Below are 18,091 nucleotides of genomic sequence, written 5' to 3' on the forward strand. Positions count from 1 at the left end.
GGGGACGGCCTGCAGGGCCGCGTCACTGTTATGCAGCCAGTGTACCCGAACAACTTTTGCGAGACATAGGGTCATCTGGCGACTGAATAGTCTATTTCGGTCACGCCATGCGTACCGCACCACGCCTGGCCTGAACGCCATAAGCCATGACGCAGTTACGGCCGGCGCCCTTGGCGCTGTACAGAGCCTGGTCGGCAGACTTGAGCACTTCGTCGGGTGAGCGATGATCGGCCAGGCGCTCACTGACGCCGATACTGATAGTCACCGACACACTGGAAGCCGCCGACGCGCCACGGCGCTGGCGCCCTTGCTGGTCGTCATGGGGACGGCTGTCCTGGTTGCGCAACTGGATGTTGTAGTTGGCGATCACCTCACGCACGGCCTCAAGATGCGGCATGCACTCTTCAATGCTTTTGCCGGCGAACACCACGGCAAACTCCTCACCACCATAACGATAGGCCCGGCCGCCGCCTGTGACCTTGGAAAGCTTGCTGGCCACCAGACGCAGCACCTGGTCGCCAACGTCGTGACCATGGGTGTCGTTGAATTTTTTGAAGTGATCGACGTCGGTCATCGCCAACACATAATTGCGCCCCAGGCGCTGCATGCGTTCGTTGAGCGCGCGACGGCCGGGCAAACCGGTCAGCTCATCGCGAAAGGCCATTTGATAAGCCTCATGGGACACCGCCGCGGCAATCATCAGCATCACCTGGCTGCACATGATGTTCAGGGTAAAGGGCAGGATGAAGGTCTTGGGCAGCATCCAGAAGATACCGATCAGGCCAATCACCTGCGCCGCATGCAAGGGCCTTGGCTGGCGCAGGTACTGCACCACCAGCAGGATGAACGCGCAGAAGAACACCGGGTAGGCCAGCTGGATCAAGCTCATCCATTGGCCGTGTAATGACGGCCAGCGAATCTCTGCCAGCCAACCGAGCAGGGCCTGGGGGAAGCTCTGCTCCAGGCCCAGGGCGACGCTGCCGACCGCCAGCAGCACGGCAAAGCGCGCGACCATGTCCTGGAACAGGTGCGTACGCTCCTGCCAGGCGCCATACAGGGCAAACATCAGCGGCAACAGCAGGCAGACCAGGTGGAACACCACTGCCGCATCTTCTCGGACCCGGCCATTGTCACGGTAGAAATCAGTCTGGGTATCGAGCAGGAAGTAGGCGATATACACCGTGATCATCAGAAACAGTTCACGCTGGCGGCGGTACACGGCGCAATAGGCGCCGCCCAGCAACAGGACCAGAGTGGGCAGGACATTGAACAGCGACGTGAAGAACACATTGAGGTCTCTCACGTAAGCGGCCGCGAGCCCTGACACCAGCAAACAGGCTGAAGGCAGGAAGTGGCTCAGGCGTACAGCGGATAAACGAAACAAGGGTAATCTCCGACCCGGCAGATCAATAATGGCATTGTGCCTTTAATGTATCGGCCGCACACATGAATAGATGAATTCACTTGGTCGGAACGGTGGGGTGGGAGCAAATGCAAAAAAAAACGCCTGCCGATAAGGGCAGGCGTTTTTTGTTACAGCCGTTGAATCAGTACGAGAGACCGAAGTGCTCTTCGTTCATGTCCATCAGGTTGTTGGCGCCCGACAGCATGGTTGCCACGTGGGTACGGGTACGCGGCAGGATGCGCTGGAAGTAGAAGCGCGCGGTCTGCAGCTTGGCGGTGTAGAAGGCTTCCTCAGTGGTGCCGGCAGCCAGTTTCTCGGCAGCCAGGCGCGCCATGTCGGCCCAGAAGTAAGCCAGGCAGGCGTAACCGGAGTACATCAGGTAGTCCACCGAAGCGGCACCGACTTCTTCGCGGTCTTTCATCGCAGCCATACCGACCTTCATGGTCAGCTCGCCCCACTCTTTGTTCAGTTGGGCCAGCGGTGCTACGAACTCGCTGATCGCTTCGTTGCCTTCGTTGCCCTGGCAGAACTTGTGCACGATCTTGGTGAAGCCCTTGAGCGCTTCGCCCTGGGTCATCAGCACTTTACGGCCGAGCAGGTCCAGCGCCTGGATGCCGGTGGTGCCTTCGTACAGCATCGAGATACGGCTGTCGCGAACGTTCTGCTCCATGCCCCACTCGGCGATGAAGCCGTGGCCGCCATAGATCTGCACACCGTGGTTGGCCGCTTCGAAGCCGACTTCGGTCATGAACGCCTTGGCGATCGGCGTCATGAAGGCCAGCAGTGCGTCGGCTTTCTTCTTCTCTTCTTCGTCCTGGCTGTACTTGACGATGTCCACCTGCTTGGCGGTGAAGTAGACCATGGCGCGGTTGCCTTCGGCGAACGCCTTCATGGTCAGCAGCATGCGCCGTACGTCCGGGTGAACGATGATCGGGTCAGCGGCTTTGTCCGGCGCTTTCGGGCCCGTCAGCGAGCGCATTTGCAGACGGTCGCGAGCGTATTTCAGGCCGCCCTGGAACGCCACTTCAGCGTGGGCCAGGCCTTGCAGCGCGGTACCCAGGCGAGCGGTGTTCATGAAGGTGAACATGCAGTTCAGGCCTTTGTTGGCCGGGCCGATCAGGTAGCCGGTAGCCGCGTCGAAGTTCATCACGCAGGTGGCGTTGCCGTGGATGCCCATCTTGTGCTCGATGGAACCACAGGACACGGCGTTGCGCTCACCGACGGTGCCTTCGGCGGTCGGCAGGAACTTCGGCACGATGAACAGCGAAATGCCTTTGGTGCCAGCCGGCGCATCGGGCAGGCGGGCCAGGACGATGTGGACGATGTTGTCGGCCATGTCGTGCTCACCGGCCGAGATGAAAATCTTGGTGCCGGTGACTTTGTAGGAGCCGTCGGCCTGAGGTTCGGCCTTGGTGCGCAGCATGCCCAGGTCGGTACCGCAGTGTGGCTCGGTCAGGCACATGGTGCCGGTCCATTCGCCGGATACCAGCTTGGTCAGGTAGGTCTCCTGTTGCTCGGCGGTGCCGTGCTCGGAGATGGTGTTCATCGCGCCATGAGACAGGCCAGGGTACATACCCCAGGACCAGTTCGACTCACCGACCATTTCGCTGACCGCCAGGCCCAGCGACTCAGGCAGGCCCTGGCCGCCGTGCTCGACGTCATGGGCCAGGCTTGGCCAGCCGCCTTCGACGAACTGCTTGTAGGCTTCCTTGAAGCCGCTCGGGGTTTTGACCCCCGACTCGCTCCAGGTGCAGCCTTCGAGGTCGCCGACACGGTTCAGCGGGGCCAGTACCTGTTCACAAAACTTGGCGCCTTCCTCAAGGATGGCGTCAACCATGTCCGGGGTGGCGTCCTGGCAAGCCGGCAGGCTCTGATAATGCGCTTCGTAGCCGAGCAACTCGTCACGAACGAAGCGAATATCACGCAAGGGGGCTTTGTAATCAGGCATAGCGATGAACCTCTGCTGATGAATCCTGGATAGGGAGACCGCGATATACCGACCAGCTCTAGGCGGCTTTCGGTCAAACAGTTGTTTGAAACATACGTTTACGCCGAAAACTTGTCAAGCATCAAGCAGAGGGCAGTTCGGCCATGCCAGACTGCGCGATTGCCCTGGCAAAACACCTCGCAAACGCGCAGCCGAGCGCCCGCCAGCAAGGGCAAAGCGCTGATACATAAAGACTAGTTGAAGGCTCACAGAGAGCGAGCCGAAGGGGGTCAGGCGTAGGTATCGATCAGGGTACCAAGCATTTCGTCCGATGCTTTGGCCACTTTGACACCCAATTCGACCTGATGCTTGCCCAGCGCCATTTCGACGGTGCTGGTGGCCAGGTCCATTTGCTGGCTGCGATCGACCGCACGCAGGCGCTCGGCCTGATAGTCGCTGGACTGGCTGGTGGCGGCACGCTCGACGGTGGTGTTGGCGATCTGGCTGGCAGCCTGATCGACGCGACTCTGCCCGGCCTGGATGGCGCCAAGCCCTGCGTAGAATGCTGAGTTGCCCGAGATTTCCATGTCGAAACTCCATGACGCTGAAAGCGAACAGCCTCTATTGAAGCAGACTTGCCGGCAAAAGGCCCGTTGAAAACACTAATAGCAAAGTGCCACACGATAGACACGCGTCAGTCCAGCAGGTCCAGTTGCAGGTACGCCGCTACCGCTTGCGCGCTGACTTGCTTGAGCTTGGGCACCCGCCCCAGGCACGGCGCCGGTAAACGCTCGGCGAGGCTGGCGAGGTTTTCTTCCAGCCGCGAGGTGCGCGGCTCGACAATGTTGGCGACCCAGCCAGCCAGTTGCAGGCCATCGCGGGCAATGGCTTCGGCCGTGAGCAAGGCATGGTTGATGCAGCCCAGGCGCACACCGACCACCAGAATCACCGGCAGCTTCAGGGCAACGGCCAGGTCCGACAGATTGGCCTGGCCGGACAGCGGCACGCGCCAGCCACCAGCACCTTCGATCAGGGTGAAATCGGCACCGTTGGCCAACACCTCGCGCATCGGTGTCAGCAAGGCCTGCACGCTCAAGGCGACGCCGGCTTCCCGTGCAGCCAGGTGCGGGGCAATGGCCGGTTCGAAAGCGAACGGATTGACCTGTTCATAGGGCAACTTGAGCGAGCTTTCGGCAATCAGCGCCATGGCGTCGGCATTACGCAAGCCTTTGCTGCTGAGCTCGCAACCAGACGCCACAGGTTTGGCACCCAGGGTACTCAACCCGGCCAGGCGTGCAGCATGCAGCAGGCCGGCGGCGATGGTGGTCTTGCCAACGTCGGTGTCGGTCCCTGCGATGAAATAGGCCGGGTTCATCTCACTCCCCTTCTACCGACGGCTTTTGCAGTACACCGTAGACCACCTGATAGGTCGCCGGTAGTCCCAGGGGCTGACGGAAGCCCTCATACGCCTGCAGCAGGCCCTGCATCCGTGCCCGCCCGGTCAGCCCGGCCGGGCGCCCCGGGTTGAGGTTGTGAGCACCGAGGGCCTTGAGCTCGTGGGTCAGGCTGCGCACATCCGGGTAGTGCAACACATGGGGCCGAGCCGCCAGGCTCAGCACCTGCAGTTCGCTTTCGCCACACAGGCGTTGATAGTCCTCAAGGCGCCGAAAACGATTGACGTGCACCAGGCCATCGACCGCCTGCCAGCTTTCGCGCAGCTCATGCAGGGTGCCGACGCAAAGGCTGGCAAAAGCCAATACACCGCCTGGTTGCAGGACACGCCGGGCCTCGCTGAGCACGGCGCGAAAATCGCCACACCATTGCACCGCCAGGCTGCTGAAGATCAGCTCGACGCTGGCATCTCGCAGCGGCAAGCGCTCGGCATCGCCAGCCACATGGTGGTGCGCCCCGCCCTGCTCCCGCGCGTGCTGGAGCATGCCTTCGGCAATATCCACAGCCACACCGGCGGCCCGGGGAAAACGGCTGTTCAGGGCGCGGCTGAAGTAGCCGGTACCGCTGCCCAGGTCCAGCCAGCGTTGCGGCTCGAATGCAGCGGGCAACTGTTCAAGCAGCGCCGCGCCCACCGCCCGCTGCAGTTCGGCGACGCTGTCGTAGCTGGCGGCAGCGCGGGAGAACGACGCTGCGACCTGACGTTTATCGGGCAAGCCGCCGGGCAAGCCCGGCTGGGAAAGATCAGTCATCGCCACTCTCATGTACAAAGGCCTTGATTGCTGCCGCCAACTCATGAGGTGTTTCCATCACAAAACCATGAGCACTGTCTTCCAGCAGCCCGACTTCCACGTCGGGCAGTATCTCCAGCAGTTCGCCGGCGACCTCCGCCGGCACCAGCCCGTCACGCCCGGCAAACAGGTGCAATTGCGGACCGCCATAGCGCTGCAGCGCGGCGCGGGTATCGAGCTGGCCAAGGACTTCGAGCCCCGCCACCAACACTTCCGGAGCCGGGGCCGGCATCCCCGCGCTGAGCAGGCGGGCCAGGCTGCGCGGGTCTTCGGCGCCCTGGCTGCACAACGAAACGAAGCGTTTGAGGGTGACCTGGGTGTGATAGCGGCAACCTTCGAGGAAGGTCTGGAAGGTATCCACCGCCATGCCATGCGGCCAGTCCGGGCGGCTGACAAAACTGAGGTTGCTGCCCAGGGTGATCAACCCATGGCAGTCATCGCCGCGCCGTGCGGCCAGTTCGGCGGCGAGCATGCCACCCAGCGACCAGCCGCCCAGCCAGGCATTGCGCGGCAACTGCCGATCGAGTTTGTCGAGCCAGTCCTCGGGGTTGCTGGACACCAGGCTGGGCAAGGCCTGGATTTCGACCCGCAAGCCAGGGTCGATGGCCCGCAAGGTCGCCACCAAGGGCTGCAAGGCAGAACTGCCCAGGCCCCAGCCCGGCAACAGGATCAGATGGTTACGCATCAGCAGGCTCCAGCAGCGGATAACAGTCAGCCAATGCATTCAACAATAGCTGCACCTGCGCCGGGCTGTGTGCCGCGCTCAAGGTCACACGCAAGCGGGCGCTGCCGGCAGGCACGGTCGGCGGGCGGATCGCGGTGACCAGCAAGCCACGCTCGCGAAGCATCTGCGACAGGCGCAAGGCCCGCGTGCTGTCGCCGATCAGGATCGGCTGGATCGGCGTGAAGCTGTCCATCAGTTGCAGGCCGATCTGCTCGGCGCCGCTACGAAACTGCTGAATCAACGCCGCCAGGTGCTCGCGACGCCAATGCTCGCCGCGCAGCAGTTCCAGGCTGCGCAGGGTGGCGCACGCCAGGGCCGGAGGCTGGCTGGTGGTATAGATGTAGGGCCGGGCGAACTGGATCAGGCACTCGATCAGCTCATCGCTGCCGGCGACAAATGCACCCGCGGTGCCGCAGGCTTTGCCCAAGGTGCCAATCAGCACCGGCACCTGCTCAAGGCTCAGGCCGAAATGCTCGACGATACCGCCGCCATTGCGCCCCAGGGTGCCCAGGCCATGGGCATCGTCGACCATCAGCCAGGCGTCGCGGGCATTGGCCACCGCAGCCAGGGCAGGCAAATCGGCCAGATCACCGTCCATGCTGAACACCCCGTCGGTCACCACCAGGGTGTTGCCGACGGCCTTGTCCAGGCGGTTGGCGAGGCTTTCGGCATCGTTGTGCAGGTAGCGATTGAAACGCGCACCGCTGAGCAGGCCGGCATCAAGCAGCGAGGCATGGTTGAGACGGTCCTGCAGCACCGTGTCGCCCTGCCCGACCAGCGCCGTCAATGCACCCAGGTTGGCCATGTAGCCGGTGGAAAACAGCAGCGCCCGCGGCCGCCCGGTCAATTCGGCCAAGGCCTCTTCCACCGCGTGATGGGGGCTGCTGTGGCCGATCACCAGGTGCGAAGCACCGCCGCCGACACCCCAGCGCTCGGCACCGGCGCGCCAGGCTGCGATCACTTGCGGATGATTGGCCAGGCCCAGGTAGTCGTTGCTGCAAAACGCCAACAACGGCTGGCCATCGACCACCACTTCCGGGCCCTGCGGGCTTTCCAGCAGCGGGCGCCGACGGTACAGGTCAGCGGCGCGGCGTTGCTCCAGCCGCGCGCGAAGATCAAAAGCCATGGCTGCCTCAGGCCGAGGCGGCGTTGTAGAACAGCTCGCTGCTCTTCTGCTCCACCAGCGCCTGCTCGATGGCCGCCTGATGGACTTCGTCGGCGTGTTCTTCACGGGCTTCCGGCTGGATACCCAGGCGCGCGAACAGCTGCATGTCCTTGTCGGCTTGCGGGTTGGCGGTGGTCAGCAGTTTCTCGCCGTAGAAGATCGAGTTGGCGCCGGCGAAGAAGGCCAGGGCCTGCATCTGTTCATTCATCGCTTCACGGCCAGCGGACAACCGCACGTGGGACTTGGGCATAAGAATCCGGGCCACGGCGAGCATGCGGATGAAGTCGAACGGGTCAACTTCTTCGGCGTTCTCCAGCGGCGTGCCGGCGACCTTCACCAGCATGTTGATCGGCACCGACTCCGGGTGTTCCGGCAGGTTGGCGAGCTGGATCAGCAAGCCGGCGCGGTCGTCCAGCGACTCGCCCATGCCGAGGATGCCGCCCGAGCAGATCTTCATCCCGGCATCGCGCACGTAAGCCAGGGTCTGCAGGCGATCGCTGTAGGTGCGGGTGGTGATGATACTGCCGTAGAACTCCGGCGAGGTGTCGAGGTTGTGGTTGTAGTAGTCAAGCCCGGCCTCGGCCAGCGCCTGGGTTTGCTCCAGGTCGAGCTTGCCGAGGGTCATGCAGGTTTCCAGGCCCATGGCCTTGACCCCTTTGACCATCTGCAACACGTAAGGCATGTCCTTGGCCGACGGATGCTTCCAGGCGGCGCCCATGCAAAAGCGCGTCGAGCCGATGGCTTTGGCCCGGGCTGCCTCTTCGAGGACCTTCTGCACTTCCATCAGCTTCTGTTTTTCCAGCCCGGTGTTGTAGTGGCCGGACTGCGGACAATATTTGCAATCTTCCGGGCAGGCGCCGGTCTTGATCGACAGCAGCGTCGAGACCTGTACGCGGTTGGCGTCGAAATGCGCGCGGTGCACGGTTTGCGCCTGGAACAGCAAGTCATTGAACGGTTGCTGGAACAGGGCTTTGACCTCGGCCAGGGACCAGTCGTGACGTGTTGTTGCAGTTGTGCTGGCGCTCATCGGCGATTCCTTGTTTAGGCTTGTACAGGCGCCGGCACAGAAAAACCCCGCCAGCGCATCACGGATAGCTCGCATAGTTAAGGAAGGCTGATGCACTGTCAACCACAAGTCAAAACACTGGTTTACAACTGTCTACTTAATAACCAGACCTGCTTGCTTTGCAATGAAGCGGCCGAGCAGCCCTACCCACTGTGCATCGCCTGCGAGAGCGAACTGCCCTGGCTGGGCGAGCATTGCCAGGTCTGTGCCCTGCCGCTGCCCATGCACGGCCTGGTCTGCGGCCAGTGCAGCCGGCGCCCGCCGGCCTTCTATCGGGTCGAGGCGCCCTGGTACTACGGCTTCCCGGTCGATGCGCTGGTTACCCGCTTCAAGCACAATAGCCAGTGGCCGCTGGGCCGCTTGCTCGCGCAACTGCTCGGGCGCTGGTTGAGCCACCGCTTTGACGAAGGGCTACCGCGCCCGGCTGTGTTGCTGCCGGTACCGCTGTCAAGGCGGCGATTGCGTCAGCGCGGCTACAATCAGGCGGGGATGCTGGCTAACTGGTTGGCACAACAACTGGGCATTCGCTGCAGCGAACAGGTGCTCACCCGCACCCTCGATACCCCAGCCCAGCAAGGTCTCAAGGCCCAGGCACGCAAACGCAACCTGCGCCAGGCCTTTGCCGTGCACCACCGCCCGATGATTGCCGGGCGTCATGTCGCGCTGGTGGATGATGTACTGACCACTGGTGCCACCGCCCAGGCGTTGGCCAGCCTGTTGCTCAAGGTCGGCGCCCGACGGGTCGATGTCTACTGCCTGGCGCGCACCGCCAAGCCCGGCAGCGCTTGACTTGAGCGCGGGGTGCGGGCACTTTCGGGCTGATTCCCCACTGGTGCCCGTTACCGCTTATGTCCCTGCCTGCCCTGCTCACCCAGCACATCGTCCGCCGCCCGCAGCGTATTGCCTTGCTGCAACACATTGCCGAACAAGGCTCGATCACCCGTGCGGCGAAAAGCGCCGGCATGAGTTACAAGGCGGCCTGGGATGCCATCGACGAACTCAACAACCTGGCCGCCAGCCCACTGGTGGAACGCAGTGTTGGTGGGCGCGGCGGCGGTGGGGCGAAACTGTCTGCCGAGGGCCAGCGGGTGCTGCGCCTGTACCAGCGCTTGCAGGCCCTGCAGGCGCAGATCCTTGAAGCGGCCGAAGACGCTAGCGATCTCGACCTGCTCGGCCGCCTGATGCTGCGCACCAGCGCGCGCAACCAGCTGCACGGGCGTATCAGCTCGATCGAGGCCCAGGGCCGCTATGACCGCATCAGCCTGACCCTGGCGGGCGAGCTGCGCATCGATGCCCAGATCACCCACGACAGTACCGGACGCCTTGAACTGAGCCCGGGTACCGCAGTAGTGGCGCTGATCAAGGCGGGCTGGCTCGAACTGCTGGGCCTCGATCAACAGCCAGCCGAGGGCTACAACTGCTTGCCGGTCAAGGTCGATGCGTTGCTTGCAGACACCGAGGGTCCGACCGAAGTGCGCCTGCTCCTGGCCAGCGGGCAAACCCTGTGTGCTTTCGCCGACGCACACTGGCTACAAGACCATCAGGTCATTGTCGGCAGTGACCTGCAGGTGCAATTTCAGCCTTCTTACGTGCTTCTTGGAACGCCGCTGTAAAACTGCCACAAAAATGTCATGGACCCTGACTAAGGTGACTGCCAAACCCGCAGGAAGCCTGTCATGCACCTACTAGAAGAACATCAGCCAACCGACCTCGAACAGCTGACCAGCCTCAGCCGCCGCCGCTTCATCGGCGCCGGCGCGCTGTGCGGCGCAGCGCTGTTTCTCGGCGGCAATTTGCTCAGCCGCAGCGTACTGGCAGCCAGCGTCAGCGCTGGCAACAGCAGCCTGCTGGGCTTTGCCAGCATCCCCGCCGCCACCGCCGACAGCATCAGCCTGCCGCCTGGTTACAAAGCCTCGGTATTGATCAGCTGGGGCCAGCCACTGCATGCCGGCGCCCCGGCCTTCGATCCTTCCGGCAACGGCAGCGCCCAGGCCCAGGAACTGCAGTTCGGCGACCACAATGACGGCATGAGCCTGTTCCCCTTCCCCGGCGACGCCAACCGCGCGCTGATGGCGATCAACAACGAATACACCAACTACCGATACCTGTTCAGCCACGGCGGCAAACCGGCCTCTGCTGAAGAAGTGCACAAAGCCCAGGCCGCCGAAGGGGTGTCGGTGATCGAAGTGCAGCGCCGCGATGGCCAGTGGCAATTCGTCCAGGATTCGCCCTACAACCGGCGCATCCATGGCAACACGCCAATCAGCATCAGCGGCCCGGCCGCCGGCGATGCCCTGCTTAGAACCGCGACCGACAACAGCGGGCGCAAGGCACTGGGCACCTTCCAGAACTGCGCCAATGGCAAAACGCCGTGGGGCACCTACCTGACCTGCGAAGAGAACTTCACCGACTGCTTCGGCAGCAGTGATCCGGCCCAGGCCTTCGATGCCGCCCAAAAGCGCTACGGTGCCTCGGTCACAGGCAAGGAGGTCGACTGGCATCAGCACGACCCACGTTTCGACCTGGCGAAGAACCCCAACGAACTGAACCGTCATGGCTGGGTGGTGGAAATCGATCCGTTCAACCCGCAGTCGACCCCGGTCAAGCGCACCGCCCTGGGCCGTTTCAAGCACGAGAATGCCGCCCTGGCCGAGACCCGCGATGGCCGCGCCGTGGTGTACATGGGCGACGACGAGCGTGGCGAGTTCATTTACAAGTTCATCAGCCGCGACCGCATCGACCACAAGAATGCCAACGCCAACCGTAACCTGCTGGACCACGGCACCTTGTACGTGGCGCGCTTCGACGATGGCGACCATAACCTTGATCATCCGCGCGGCAAGGACCAGTGGCTGGAGCTGACCCATGGCAAGAACGGCCTCAACGCCGCCAACGGTTTTGCCAGCCAGGCCCAGGTACTGATTCATGCGCGCCTGGCCGCCAGCCATCTCAAGGCCACGCGTATGGACCGCCCGGAATGGATCGTGGTCAGCCCCAAGGACGGCCAGGTGTATTGCACCCTGACCAACAACGTCAAACGCGGAGAAGAAGGCCAGCCGGTCGGCGGCCCCAACCCGCGCGAAAAAAATCTCTATGGGCAGATTCTGCGCTGGCGTGAAAACGCCGATGACCATGGTGCGATGAACTTCGACTGGGACCTGTTTGTGGTGGCCGGTAATCCATCGGTGCATGCCGGTGAGGCCAAGGCAGGCTCTGCCAACATCACCCCGCAGAACATGTTCAATAGCCCGGATGGCCTGGGTTTCGATGCTGAGGGCCGCTTGTGGATCCTGACTGACGGCGACTACAGCAACAGCGGCGATTTTGCCGGCATGGGCAACAACCAGATGCTTTGCGCCGACCCGGTCACTGGGGAAATCCGCCGCTTCATGGTCGGCCCGGTGGCGTGCGAGGTGACGGGTATCGCTTTTGCCCCGGATCAGCGCACCTTGTTCGTGGGTATCCAGCACCCGGGGGAAACCGGTGGTTCGACCTTTCCCGAGCACCTGCCCAATGGCAAGCCACGGTCGTCAGTGATGGCGATCAGCAGGGAGGATGGCGGGATCGTTGGCGCATGAGTCTGGCGCGGGGCTGCTGTGCAGCCCATCGCTGGCAAGGCCAGCTCCCACAACACAGATCCGCCGTGGAAGCCGATGTGCGATACCATGCAGGTACCTTGCGGCGACCTGCCGCACAGCAGGAGCGAGCATGTCCCACCCCTTTGAAACACTCACCCCCGATCTGGTCCTGGACGCCGTGGAAAGCATCGGTTTTCTCAGCGACGCCCGGGTACTGGCACTCAACAGCTACGAGAACCGGGTCTACCAGGTGGGCATCGAAGGGGCTGAACCACTGATCGCCAAGTTCTACCGCCCGGACCGCTGGAGCGACGCGGCGATCCTCGAAGAACACAGCTTTACCGCTGAACTGGCCGAGTGCGAAGTGCCGGTGGTGGCGCCACTTATCCACAACGGCAAGACCCTGTTCGAACACAGCGGCTTTCGCTTCACCCTGTTCCCGCGCCGTGGCGGCCGGGCGCCGGAGCCAGGCAACCTCGATCAACTGTATCGCCTCGGGCAGCTGCTCGGTCGTCTGCATGGGGTCGGCGCCACCCGCCCGTTCGAGCATCGCGAAGCACTGGCCGTGGATAACTTCGGCCACGCCTCGCTCAATACCCTGCTCGAAGGCAACTTCATCCCCAAAAGCCTGCTGCCGGCCTTCGAGTCGGTGGCCCGCGACCTGCTCAAGCGGGTCGAGGCGATTTACGCCAGCACCCCGCACCAGGTCATTCGCCTGCACGGCGACTGCCACCCGGGCAACATGATGTGTCGCGACGAGGTGTTTCACATCGTCGACCTCGATGACTGCCGCATGGGCCCGGCGGTACAGGATCTGTGGATGATGCTCGCCGGCGAGCGCCACGAACGCCTGGGCCAGTTGGCCGAGCTGATGGATGGCTACAACGAGTTCCACGATTTCGACCCGCGCGAACTGGCCCTGATCGAACCTTTGCGTGCCCTGCGCCTGTTGCACTACAGCGCCTGGCTGGCCCGGCGCTGGGACGATCCGGCGTTCCCGCGCAGCTTCCCCTGGTTCGGCCAGGAGCGTTACTGGGGCGACCAGATCCTCGCCCTGCGCGAGCAGATCGCCGCGCTGGATGAAGAACCGCTGAAATTGTTCTGAAGCGCGCGTGAGTCTGTCTACAATAGCCCCCTGCTTTTAGATAGCTGCCTAAGCAAGGAATCTGCATGCACGCCGCCAACCCGCGCCGCGGGTACATCCTGGGCCTGAGCGCCTACATCATCTGGGGCTTGTTCCCGCTCTACTTCAAAGCGCTGCAAAGCGTCCCCGCAGTGGAAATCATCGTCCACCGGGTGCTCTGGTCGGCGTTGTTCGGCTCGTTGCTGCTGCTGGTCTGGAAGCATCCGGGCTGGCTGCGCGAACTGCGCGAAAACCCCAAACGCCTGGCGATCCTGGCCTTGAGCGGCTCGCTGATCGCCGGCAACTGGCTGACCTACGTGTGGTCGGTGAACAACGGGCGCATGCTCGAAGCCAGCCTGGGCTACTACATCAACCCGCTGGTCAACGTGCTGCTCGGCATGCTCCTGCTCGGGGAGCGTTTGCGCCGCCTGCAGTGGATTGCCGTGGGCCTGGCCGCGCTCGGGGTGGCCCAGCAGGTCTGGCAAGTGGGCAGCCTGCCCTGGGTGTCATTGGTGCTGGCACTGAGCTTTGGCTTCTACGGCCTGATCCGCAAGCAGGCGCCGGTAGCCGCCCTGCCCGGGCTGGTGGTCGAGACCTGGATGCTGGTGCCGCTGGCCATCGGCTGGATGCTGCTCAACCCCATGGCGCACAGTGCCCAGGCAAGCTTCTATACCAGCAGCGAAGCGCTCTGGCTGATAGCCGCAGGGCCAGTCACGCTGGTACCCCTGGTGTGTTTCAACGCCGCCGCGCGGCACCTGCCCTACACCACCCTGGGCTTCTTGCAGTACCTGGCCCCCACCCTGGTACTGCTGCAGGCGGTGTGGCTGTTTGACGAGCACCTGTCGAGCAGCACCCTGGTGGCCTTCATGTTCATCTGGGCAGGCCTGGCGCTGTATAGCGTGGATGCCTGGTTGAGCCTGCGCCGGCGCAGCTGATCAAAAAATTTACGAAGCGCTGCAGGCCACGCAATTTGTGGCCTGTAGCGACATCTCCCAAGGTTATCCACAGGCGCATCCCCGATAAACCGGGATAACTAATCCTCAGGGCGCAGGTTCAATTCCACCATCAGGTCGTCGGCCAGCGCTTCCAGTTTGTGCTGCAGGACATCCAGCGACAGCGTCAGTGGCACCGCCAGCAAGGCATCGGCATGGAACAGCGGCTCGCTGCTCATCGGCGCCGGGCGCACCTCGGTGGTCAGGCGCTCGACGTTGACGCCCTGATCGGCCAGCAGCCGGGTGATGTCGCGGACAATACCGGGGCGGTCATTGCCCACCAGCTCCATGGCGATCGGCTTCCAGGTGCAGGACGGCTCGATACCGCTTTCGGCAATCAAGACACGAATATCGTGCTTGCCCAAGGCCTGTAGCGCCTCGACCAGTTCATCGTAGGACTCGGCCGGTACCGCGACCTTGAGAATGCCGGCAAATTGCCCGGCCATCCGCGACATGCGGCTCTCCAACCAGTTACCGTTATGCTCGGCAATGCATTCAGCGATACGCTCGACCTGCCCGGCCTTGTCGGGGGCGATCACTGTCAATACGAGATGATCCACGCGGCAACCCTCTGCATTTAACGTTCAGCCCCTGAAATCAAAGGGCGCGGAGAAAGTATAGGCAAGGCGCGGCAACCTGCCGCAGGAGCTTCGAATGACTAATCGTGTACTGTTTCAAGATTTATCTGGAACAATCTGCCGGTTTTTTGAGAACATACCGACTCCCAGCGTGACCCCATGCGACCAATTGGTCGCAGAACGACGTATTTAGTCTAATTTTCACAACCGCAGCGCATCATGTAGTATGCCGCAGCGCGGACTACAAAACGTTGGATCGATGTCTGCCAAGGCGCCTGTGAAAATACGCCAACGCCCGCCAGCCTGTCTGGCAGGCCGCACCCAGCCGCCCGCGAGGGCATGTTCTGGTGCCGTGTTTAGAGAAGCGCGCAAGGCTTAAATAGAAGAGCTGAATAGCTGAGCAGAGTGAGGCAAGCAATGACTGAACACGTTCAAGTCGGTGGCCTTCAGGTCGCCAAAGTCCTGTTCGACTTCGTGAACAACGAAGCCATTCCCGGAACCGGCGTCAGCGCCGAGCAATTCTGGGGGGGTGCGGAAAAGATCATCAACGACCTCGCTCCAAAGAACAAAGCACTGCTGGCCAAACGTGACGCATTGCAGGCGCAGATCGACGCCTGGCATCAGGCGCGCAAAGGCCAGGCTCACGATGCCGTGGCTTACAAGGCCTTCCTTCAGGACATCGGTTACCTGCTGCCAGAAGCTGCAGACTTCCAGGCCTCGACCCAGAACGTCGATGACGAAATCGCCCGCATGGCCGGCCCGCAGCTGGTCGTGCCGGTGATGAATGCGCGCTTCGCCCTGAACGCCTCCAACGCCCGCTGGGGTTCGCTGTACGACGCGCTGTATGGCACTGACGCCATCAGCGAAGCCGGCGGCGCGGAAAAAGGCAAAGGCTACAACAAGGTTCGCGGCGACAAGGTGATTGCCTTCGCCCGCGCCTTCCTCGACGAATCGGCGCCATTGGCCGCCGGCTCCCATGTCGACTCCACGGCTTACCGCATTGAAGGCGCCAAGTTGGTTGTCGCCCTCAAGGGTGGCAGCAACAGCGGCCTGCGCGATGATGCGCAGTTGATCGGTTACCAGGGCGACGCCTCGGCGCCGACCGCGATCCTGCTCAAGCACAACGGCCTGCACTTCGAGATCCAGATCGACGCCAGCACCCCGGTCGGCCAGACCGACGCCGCCGGCGTCAAGGACGTGCTGATGGAAGCCGCCCTGACCACCATCATGGACTGCGAAGACTCGGTCGCCGCCGTCGACGCCGACGACAAAGTGGTGATCTACCGCAACTGGCTGGGCCTGATGAAAGGTGACCTGGCTGAAAGCGTCAGCAAAGCGGGCCAGACCTTCACCCGGACCATGAACCCGGACCGCGAATACACCGCGCCAAACGGTGGTTCGCTCAGCCTGCACGGCCGTTCGCTGCTGTTCGTGCGTAACGTCGGTCACCTGATGACCATCGATGCCATTCTCGACAAAGACGGCAACGAAGTGCCGGAAGGTATCCTCGATGGCCTGGTCACCAGCCTGGCCTCGATCCACAACCTCAACGGCAACACCAGCCGCAAGAACAGCCGCACCGGCTCCATGTACATCGTCAAACCGAAGATGCATGGCCCGGAAGAAGCCGCGTTCACCAACGAGCTGTTCGGCCGTATCGAAGATGCCCTGGGCCTCAAGCGCAACACCCTGAAGGTCGGCATCATGGATGAGGAGCGCCGCACCACGGTCAACCTCAAGGCCTGTATCAAAGCTGCCAGCGAGCGCGTGGTGTTCATCAACACCGGCTTCCTCGACCGTACCGGTGACGAGATCCACACCTCCATGGAAGCCGGCGCCGTCGTGCGCAAGGGCGCCATGAAGACCCAGAAGTGGATCGGCGCCTACGAGAACTCCAACGTCGACATCGGCCTGGCCACCGGCCTGCAAGGCCGCGCCCAGATCGGTAAAGGCATGTGGGCCATGCCGGACCTGATGGCCGACATGCTCGAGCAGAAGATCGCCCACCCACTGGCCGGTGCCAACACCGCCTGGGTGCCGTCGCCGACCGCCGCGGCCCTGCACGCCCTGCACTATCACAAGGTTGACGTATTCGCCCGCCAGGCGGAACTGGCCAAGCGCGCACCGGCTTCGGTCGATGACATCCTGACCATCCCGCTGGCGACCGACACCAACTGGTCGGACGAAGAAAAGCGCAACGAGCTGGACAACAATGCCCAGGGCATCCTCGGCTATGTGGTGCGCTGGATCGACCAGGGTGTGGGCTGCTCGAAAGTGCCGGACATCAACGATGTCGGCCTGATGGAAGACCGCGCCACCCTGCGGATTTCCGCGCAGTTGCTGGCCAACTGGCTGCGTCATGGCGTGGTGACTGAAGCGCAGATCCTTGAAAGCCTCAAGCGCATGGCGCCGGTGGTCGACAAGCAGAACGCCAACGACCCGCTGTACCGCCCGCTGGCACCGGACTTCGACAACAACATCGCCTTCCAGGCGGCAGTCGAACTGGTCGTCGAAGGCACCAAGCAACCGAACGGTTATACCGAGCCGGTACTGCATCGTCGTCGTCGTGAGTTCAAGGCCAAGAACGGTCTGTAACATCCTCGGGGCTGCTTTGCAGCCCCATCTCTGGCAAGCCAGCTCCCACAGGTCGGTGAATGCAGTCCCTGTGGGAGCTGGCTTGCCAGCGATAAGGCCAGACCTGTCTAAGAAATCCCCAGTTCCCTGCGCACCAACCTCACCAGCTTGTCCAGATCGATCGGCTTGAGCAGAAAGTCGACGACGCTCAAGTGCATCGCCTCGATGGCGTCCTTCACATCCGCAGCCCCTGACACAATGATGATCGGCATCGCCGCGCGCTCCGAGTCGCGTATGTGTCGAATCAGCTCCAGACCACCGAACGTGCCCATGCGCAGGTCGGTGATCACCAGGCCAATACCCCGCTCCTTGTCCAGACACTCCAGTGCCTGCTGGCCGCTGTCGGCGGTCAGGCATTTGAACCGCTTGGAACTCAGGTACCTGGCCAACGCTTCGCGGGCCACCCGGTTGTCATCAACGATCAATACCTTCGGCGCCGCCGACCGCGCCGTTACCGAGGCCAGCGCCTCACGCTCGGCCTCGCTCAGAATGTTTTCGTGGTCGGACATGGCTGTCTCATCATCAATGACCTGCTAAATGTCCTTTGAATCAAGTTCAGACTGCATTGAGATTAGTTGCAAACTGCCTTTCGTCGGGTAATTGACACATGACGCAGCACTTCAACTCCCTGACGCAGTTTATAGACTTACGTCCAATGG

The 18,091-nt window shown here is 62.6% G+C and carries 16 protein-coding genes; 6 read left to right on the forward strand and 10 right to left on the reverse strand.

Annotation, left to right across the window (positions count from 1 at the left end):
- Nucleotides 1-100: 100 nt before the first annotated feature.
- The 8 genes from BV82_RS24695 to bioB form a co-directional block, all read right to left on the reverse strand.
- Nucleotides 101-1,384, reverse strand: a complete 1,284-nt coding sequence (locus BV82_RS24695; protein ID WP_026001207.1) for a GGDEF domain-containing protein — start codon at nucleotides 1,382-1,384, stop codon at nucleotides 101-103.
- 163 nt (nucleotides 1,385-1,547) lie between these two features.
- On the reverse strand, nucleotides 1,548-3,353 hold the full coding sequence (locus BV82_RS24700; protein WP_010221411.1) for a phenylacyl-CoA dehydrogenase: 1,806 nt from the start codon (nucleotides 3,351-3,353) through the stop codon (nucleotides 1,548-1,550).
- A gap of 269 nt (nucleotides 3,354-3,622) precedes the next feature.
- Nucleotides 3,623-3,919 (reverse strand): hypothetical protein, encoded by a 297-nt coding sequence (locus BV82_RS24705; protein ID WP_036995041.1) that lies wholly within the window; start codon nucleotides 3,917-3,919, stop codon nucleotides 3,623-3,625.
- Nucleotides 3,920-4,026: 107 nt separating this feature from the next.
- Complete coding sequence (bioD, locus tag BV82_RS24710) at nucleotides 4,027-4,707, reverse strand: dethiobiotin synthase (RefSeq protein ID WP_010221409.1); 681 nt, start codon at nucleotides 4,705-4,707, stop codon at nucleotides 4,027-4,029.
- A 1-nt stretch (nucleotide 4,708) separates the two neighbouring features.
- The gene (bioC, locus tag BV82_RS24715; protein ID WP_036995040.1) at nucleotides 4,709-5,533 is read right to left on the reverse strand and encodes a malonyl-ACP O-methyltransferase BioC; all 825 of its coding nucleotides are present in this window, start codon (nucleotides 5,531-5,533) and stop codon (nucleotides 4,709-4,711) included.
- Nucleotides 5,526-6,257, reverse strand: coding sequence for an alpha/beta fold hydrolase (locus tag BV82_RS24720; RefSeq protein WP_036995039.1), 732 nt, complete (start codon nucleotides 6,255-6,257; stop codon nucleotides 5,526-5,528). The genes bioC and BV82_RS24720 overlap by 8 nt, the downstream gene beginning before the upstream one ends.
- The gene (gene bioF, locus BV82_RS24725) at nucleotides 6,250-7,422 is read right to left on the reverse strand and encodes an 8-amino-7-oxononanoate synthase (RefSeq protein ID WP_010221405.1); all 1,173 of its coding nucleotides are present in this window, start codon (nucleotides 7,420-7,422) and stop codon (nucleotides 6,250-6,252) included. The genes BV82_RS24720 and bioF overlap by 8 nt, the downstream gene beginning before the upstream one ends.
- Nucleotides 7,423-7,429: 7 nt before the next feature.
- On the reverse strand, nucleotides 7,430-8,488 hold the full coding sequence (gene bioB, locus BV82_RS24730; protein ID WP_010221404.1) for a biotin synthase BioB: 1,059 nt from the start codon (nucleotides 8,486-8,488) through the stop codon (nucleotides 7,430-7,432).
- A gap of 90 nt (nucleotides 8,489-8,578) precedes the next feature.
- Here bioB and BV82_RS24735 point away from each other — a divergent pair, with 90 nt between their 5' ends.
- The 5 genes from BV82_RS24735 (at nucleotide 8,579) to rarD (ending at nucleotide 14,163) form a co-directional block, all read left to right on the forward strand.
- Nucleotides 8,579-9,316: a ComF family protein gene (locus BV82_RS24735; RefSeq protein ID WP_036995038.1), complete on the forward strand. Its 738-nt coding sequence runs from the start codon at nucleotides 8,579-8,581 to the stop codon at nucleotides 9,314-9,316.
- Between the two features lie 59 nt (nucleotides 9,317-9,375).
- Nucleotides 9,376-10,140 (forward strand): TOBE domain-containing protein, encoded by a 765-nt coding sequence (locus tag BV82_RS24740; protein ID WP_010221402.1) that lies wholly within the window; start codon nucleotides 9,376-9,378, stop codon nucleotides 10,138-10,140.
- 63 nt (nucleotides 10,141-10,203) lie between these two features.
- Nucleotides 10,204-12,105, forward strand: a complete 1,902-nt coding sequence (locus tag BV82_RS24745) for a PhoX family protein (RefSeq protein ID WP_036995037.1) — start codon at nucleotides 10,204-10,206, stop codon at nucleotides 12,103-12,105.
- A gap of 130 nt (nucleotides 12,106-12,235) precedes the next feature.
- Entirely contained in the window at nucleotides 12,236-13,210 is a 975-nt protein-coding gene (locus BV82_RS24750) for a serine/threonine protein kinase (RefSeq protein ID WP_010221400.1), read from the forward strand.
- A gap of 65 nt (nucleotides 13,211-13,275) precedes the next feature.
- The gene (rarD, locus tag BV82_RS24755; RefSeq protein WP_010221399.1) at nucleotides 13,276-14,163 is read left to right on the forward strand and encodes an EamA family transporter RarD; all 888 of its coding nucleotides are present in this window, start codon (nucleotides 13,276-13,278) and stop codon (nucleotides 14,161-14,163) included.
- 98 nt (nucleotides 14,164-14,261) lie between these two features.
- Here rarD and BV82_RS24760 read toward each other — a convergent pair whose 3' ends face one another.
- Nucleotides 14,262-14,780 (reverse strand): glycine cleavage system transcriptional repressor, encoded by a 519-nt coding sequence (locus tag BV82_RS24760; protein ID WP_010221398.1) that lies wholly within the window; start codon nucleotides 14,778-14,780, stop codon nucleotides 14,262-14,264.
- Nucleotides 14,781-15,215: 435 nt separating this feature from the next.
- Between BV82_RS24760 and BV82_RS24765 the strand changes: the two genes are divergently transcribed.
- On the forward strand, nucleotides 15,216-17,393 hold the full coding sequence (locus tag BV82_RS24765) for a malate synthase G (protein WP_036995036.1): 2,178 nt from the start codon (nucleotides 15,216-15,218) through the stop codon (nucleotides 17,391-17,393).
- Between the two features lie 107 nt (nucleotides 17,394-17,500).
- Here BV82_RS24765 and BV82_RS24770 read toward each other — a convergent pair whose 3' ends face one another.
- Nucleotides 17,501-17,941 (reverse strand): response regulator, encoded by a 441-nt coding sequence (locus BV82_RS24770; RefSeq protein ID WP_010221396.1) that lies wholly within the window; start codon nucleotides 17,939-17,941, stop codon nucleotides 17,501-17,503.
- Nucleotides 17,942-18,091: the final 150 nt, after the last annotated feature.

The organism is Pseudomonas donghuensis, assembly GCF_000696345.2.
Lineage (GTDB): Bacteria > Pseudomonadota > Gammaproteobacteria > Pseudomonadales > Pseudomonadaceae > Aquipseudomonas > Aquipseudomonas donghuensis.

Coding starts and splice junctions, on each gene's coding strand:
- BV82_RS24750 (WP_010221400.1), top strand. CDS start 12,236: ATGTCCCACCCCTTTGAAACACTCACCCCCGATCTGGTCCTGGACGCC.
- BV82_RS24745 (WP_036995037.1), top strand. CDS start 10,204: ATGCACCTACTAGAAGAACATCAGCCAACCGACCTCGAACAGCTGACC.
- BV82_RS24700 (WP_010221411.1), bottom strand. CDS start 3,353: ATGCCTGATTACAAAGCCCCCTTGCGTGATATTCGCTTCGTTCGTGAC.
- BV82_RS24740 (WP_010221402.1), top strand. CDS start 9,376: ATGTCCCTGCCTGCCCTGCTCACCCAGCACATCGTCCGCCGCCCGCAG.
- bioD (WP_010221409.1), bottom strand. CDS start 4,707: ATGAACCCGGCCTATTTCATCGCAGGGACCGACACCGACGTTGGCAAG.
- bioB (WP_010221404.1), bottom strand. CDS start 8,488: ATGAGCGCCAGCACAACTGCAACAACACGTCACGACTGGTCCCTGGCC.
- bioC (WP_036995040.1), bottom strand. CDS start 5,533: ATGACTGATCTTTCCCAGCCGGGCTTGCCCGGCGGCTTGCCCGATAAA.
- rarD (WP_010221399.1), top strand. CDS start 13,276: ATGCACGCCGCCAACCCGCGCCGCGGGTACATCCTGGGCCTGAGCGCC.
- BV82_RS24770 (WP_010221396.1), bottom strand. CDS start 17,941: ATGTCCGACCACGAAAACATTCTGAGCGAGGCCGAGCGTGAGGCGCTG.
- BV82_RS24720 (WP_036995039.1), bottom strand. CDS start 6,257: ATGCGTAACCATCTGATCCTGTTGCCGGGCTGGGGCCTGGGCAGTTCT.
- BV82_RS24705 (WP_036995041.1), bottom strand. CDS start 3,919: ATGGAAATCTCGGGCAACTCAGCATTCTACGCAGGGCTTGGCGCCATC.
- bioF (WP_010221405.1), bottom strand. CDS start 7,422: ATGGCTTTTGATCTTCGCGCGCGGCTGGAGCAACGCCGCGCCGCTGAC.
- BV82_RS24735 (WP_036995038.1), top strand. CDS start 8,579: ATGCACTGTCAACCACAAGTCAAAACACTGGTTTACAACTGTCTACTT.
- BV82_RS24765 (WP_036995036.1), top strand. CDS start 15,216: ATGACTGAACACGTTCAAGTCGGTGGCCTTCAGGTCGCCAAAGTCCTG.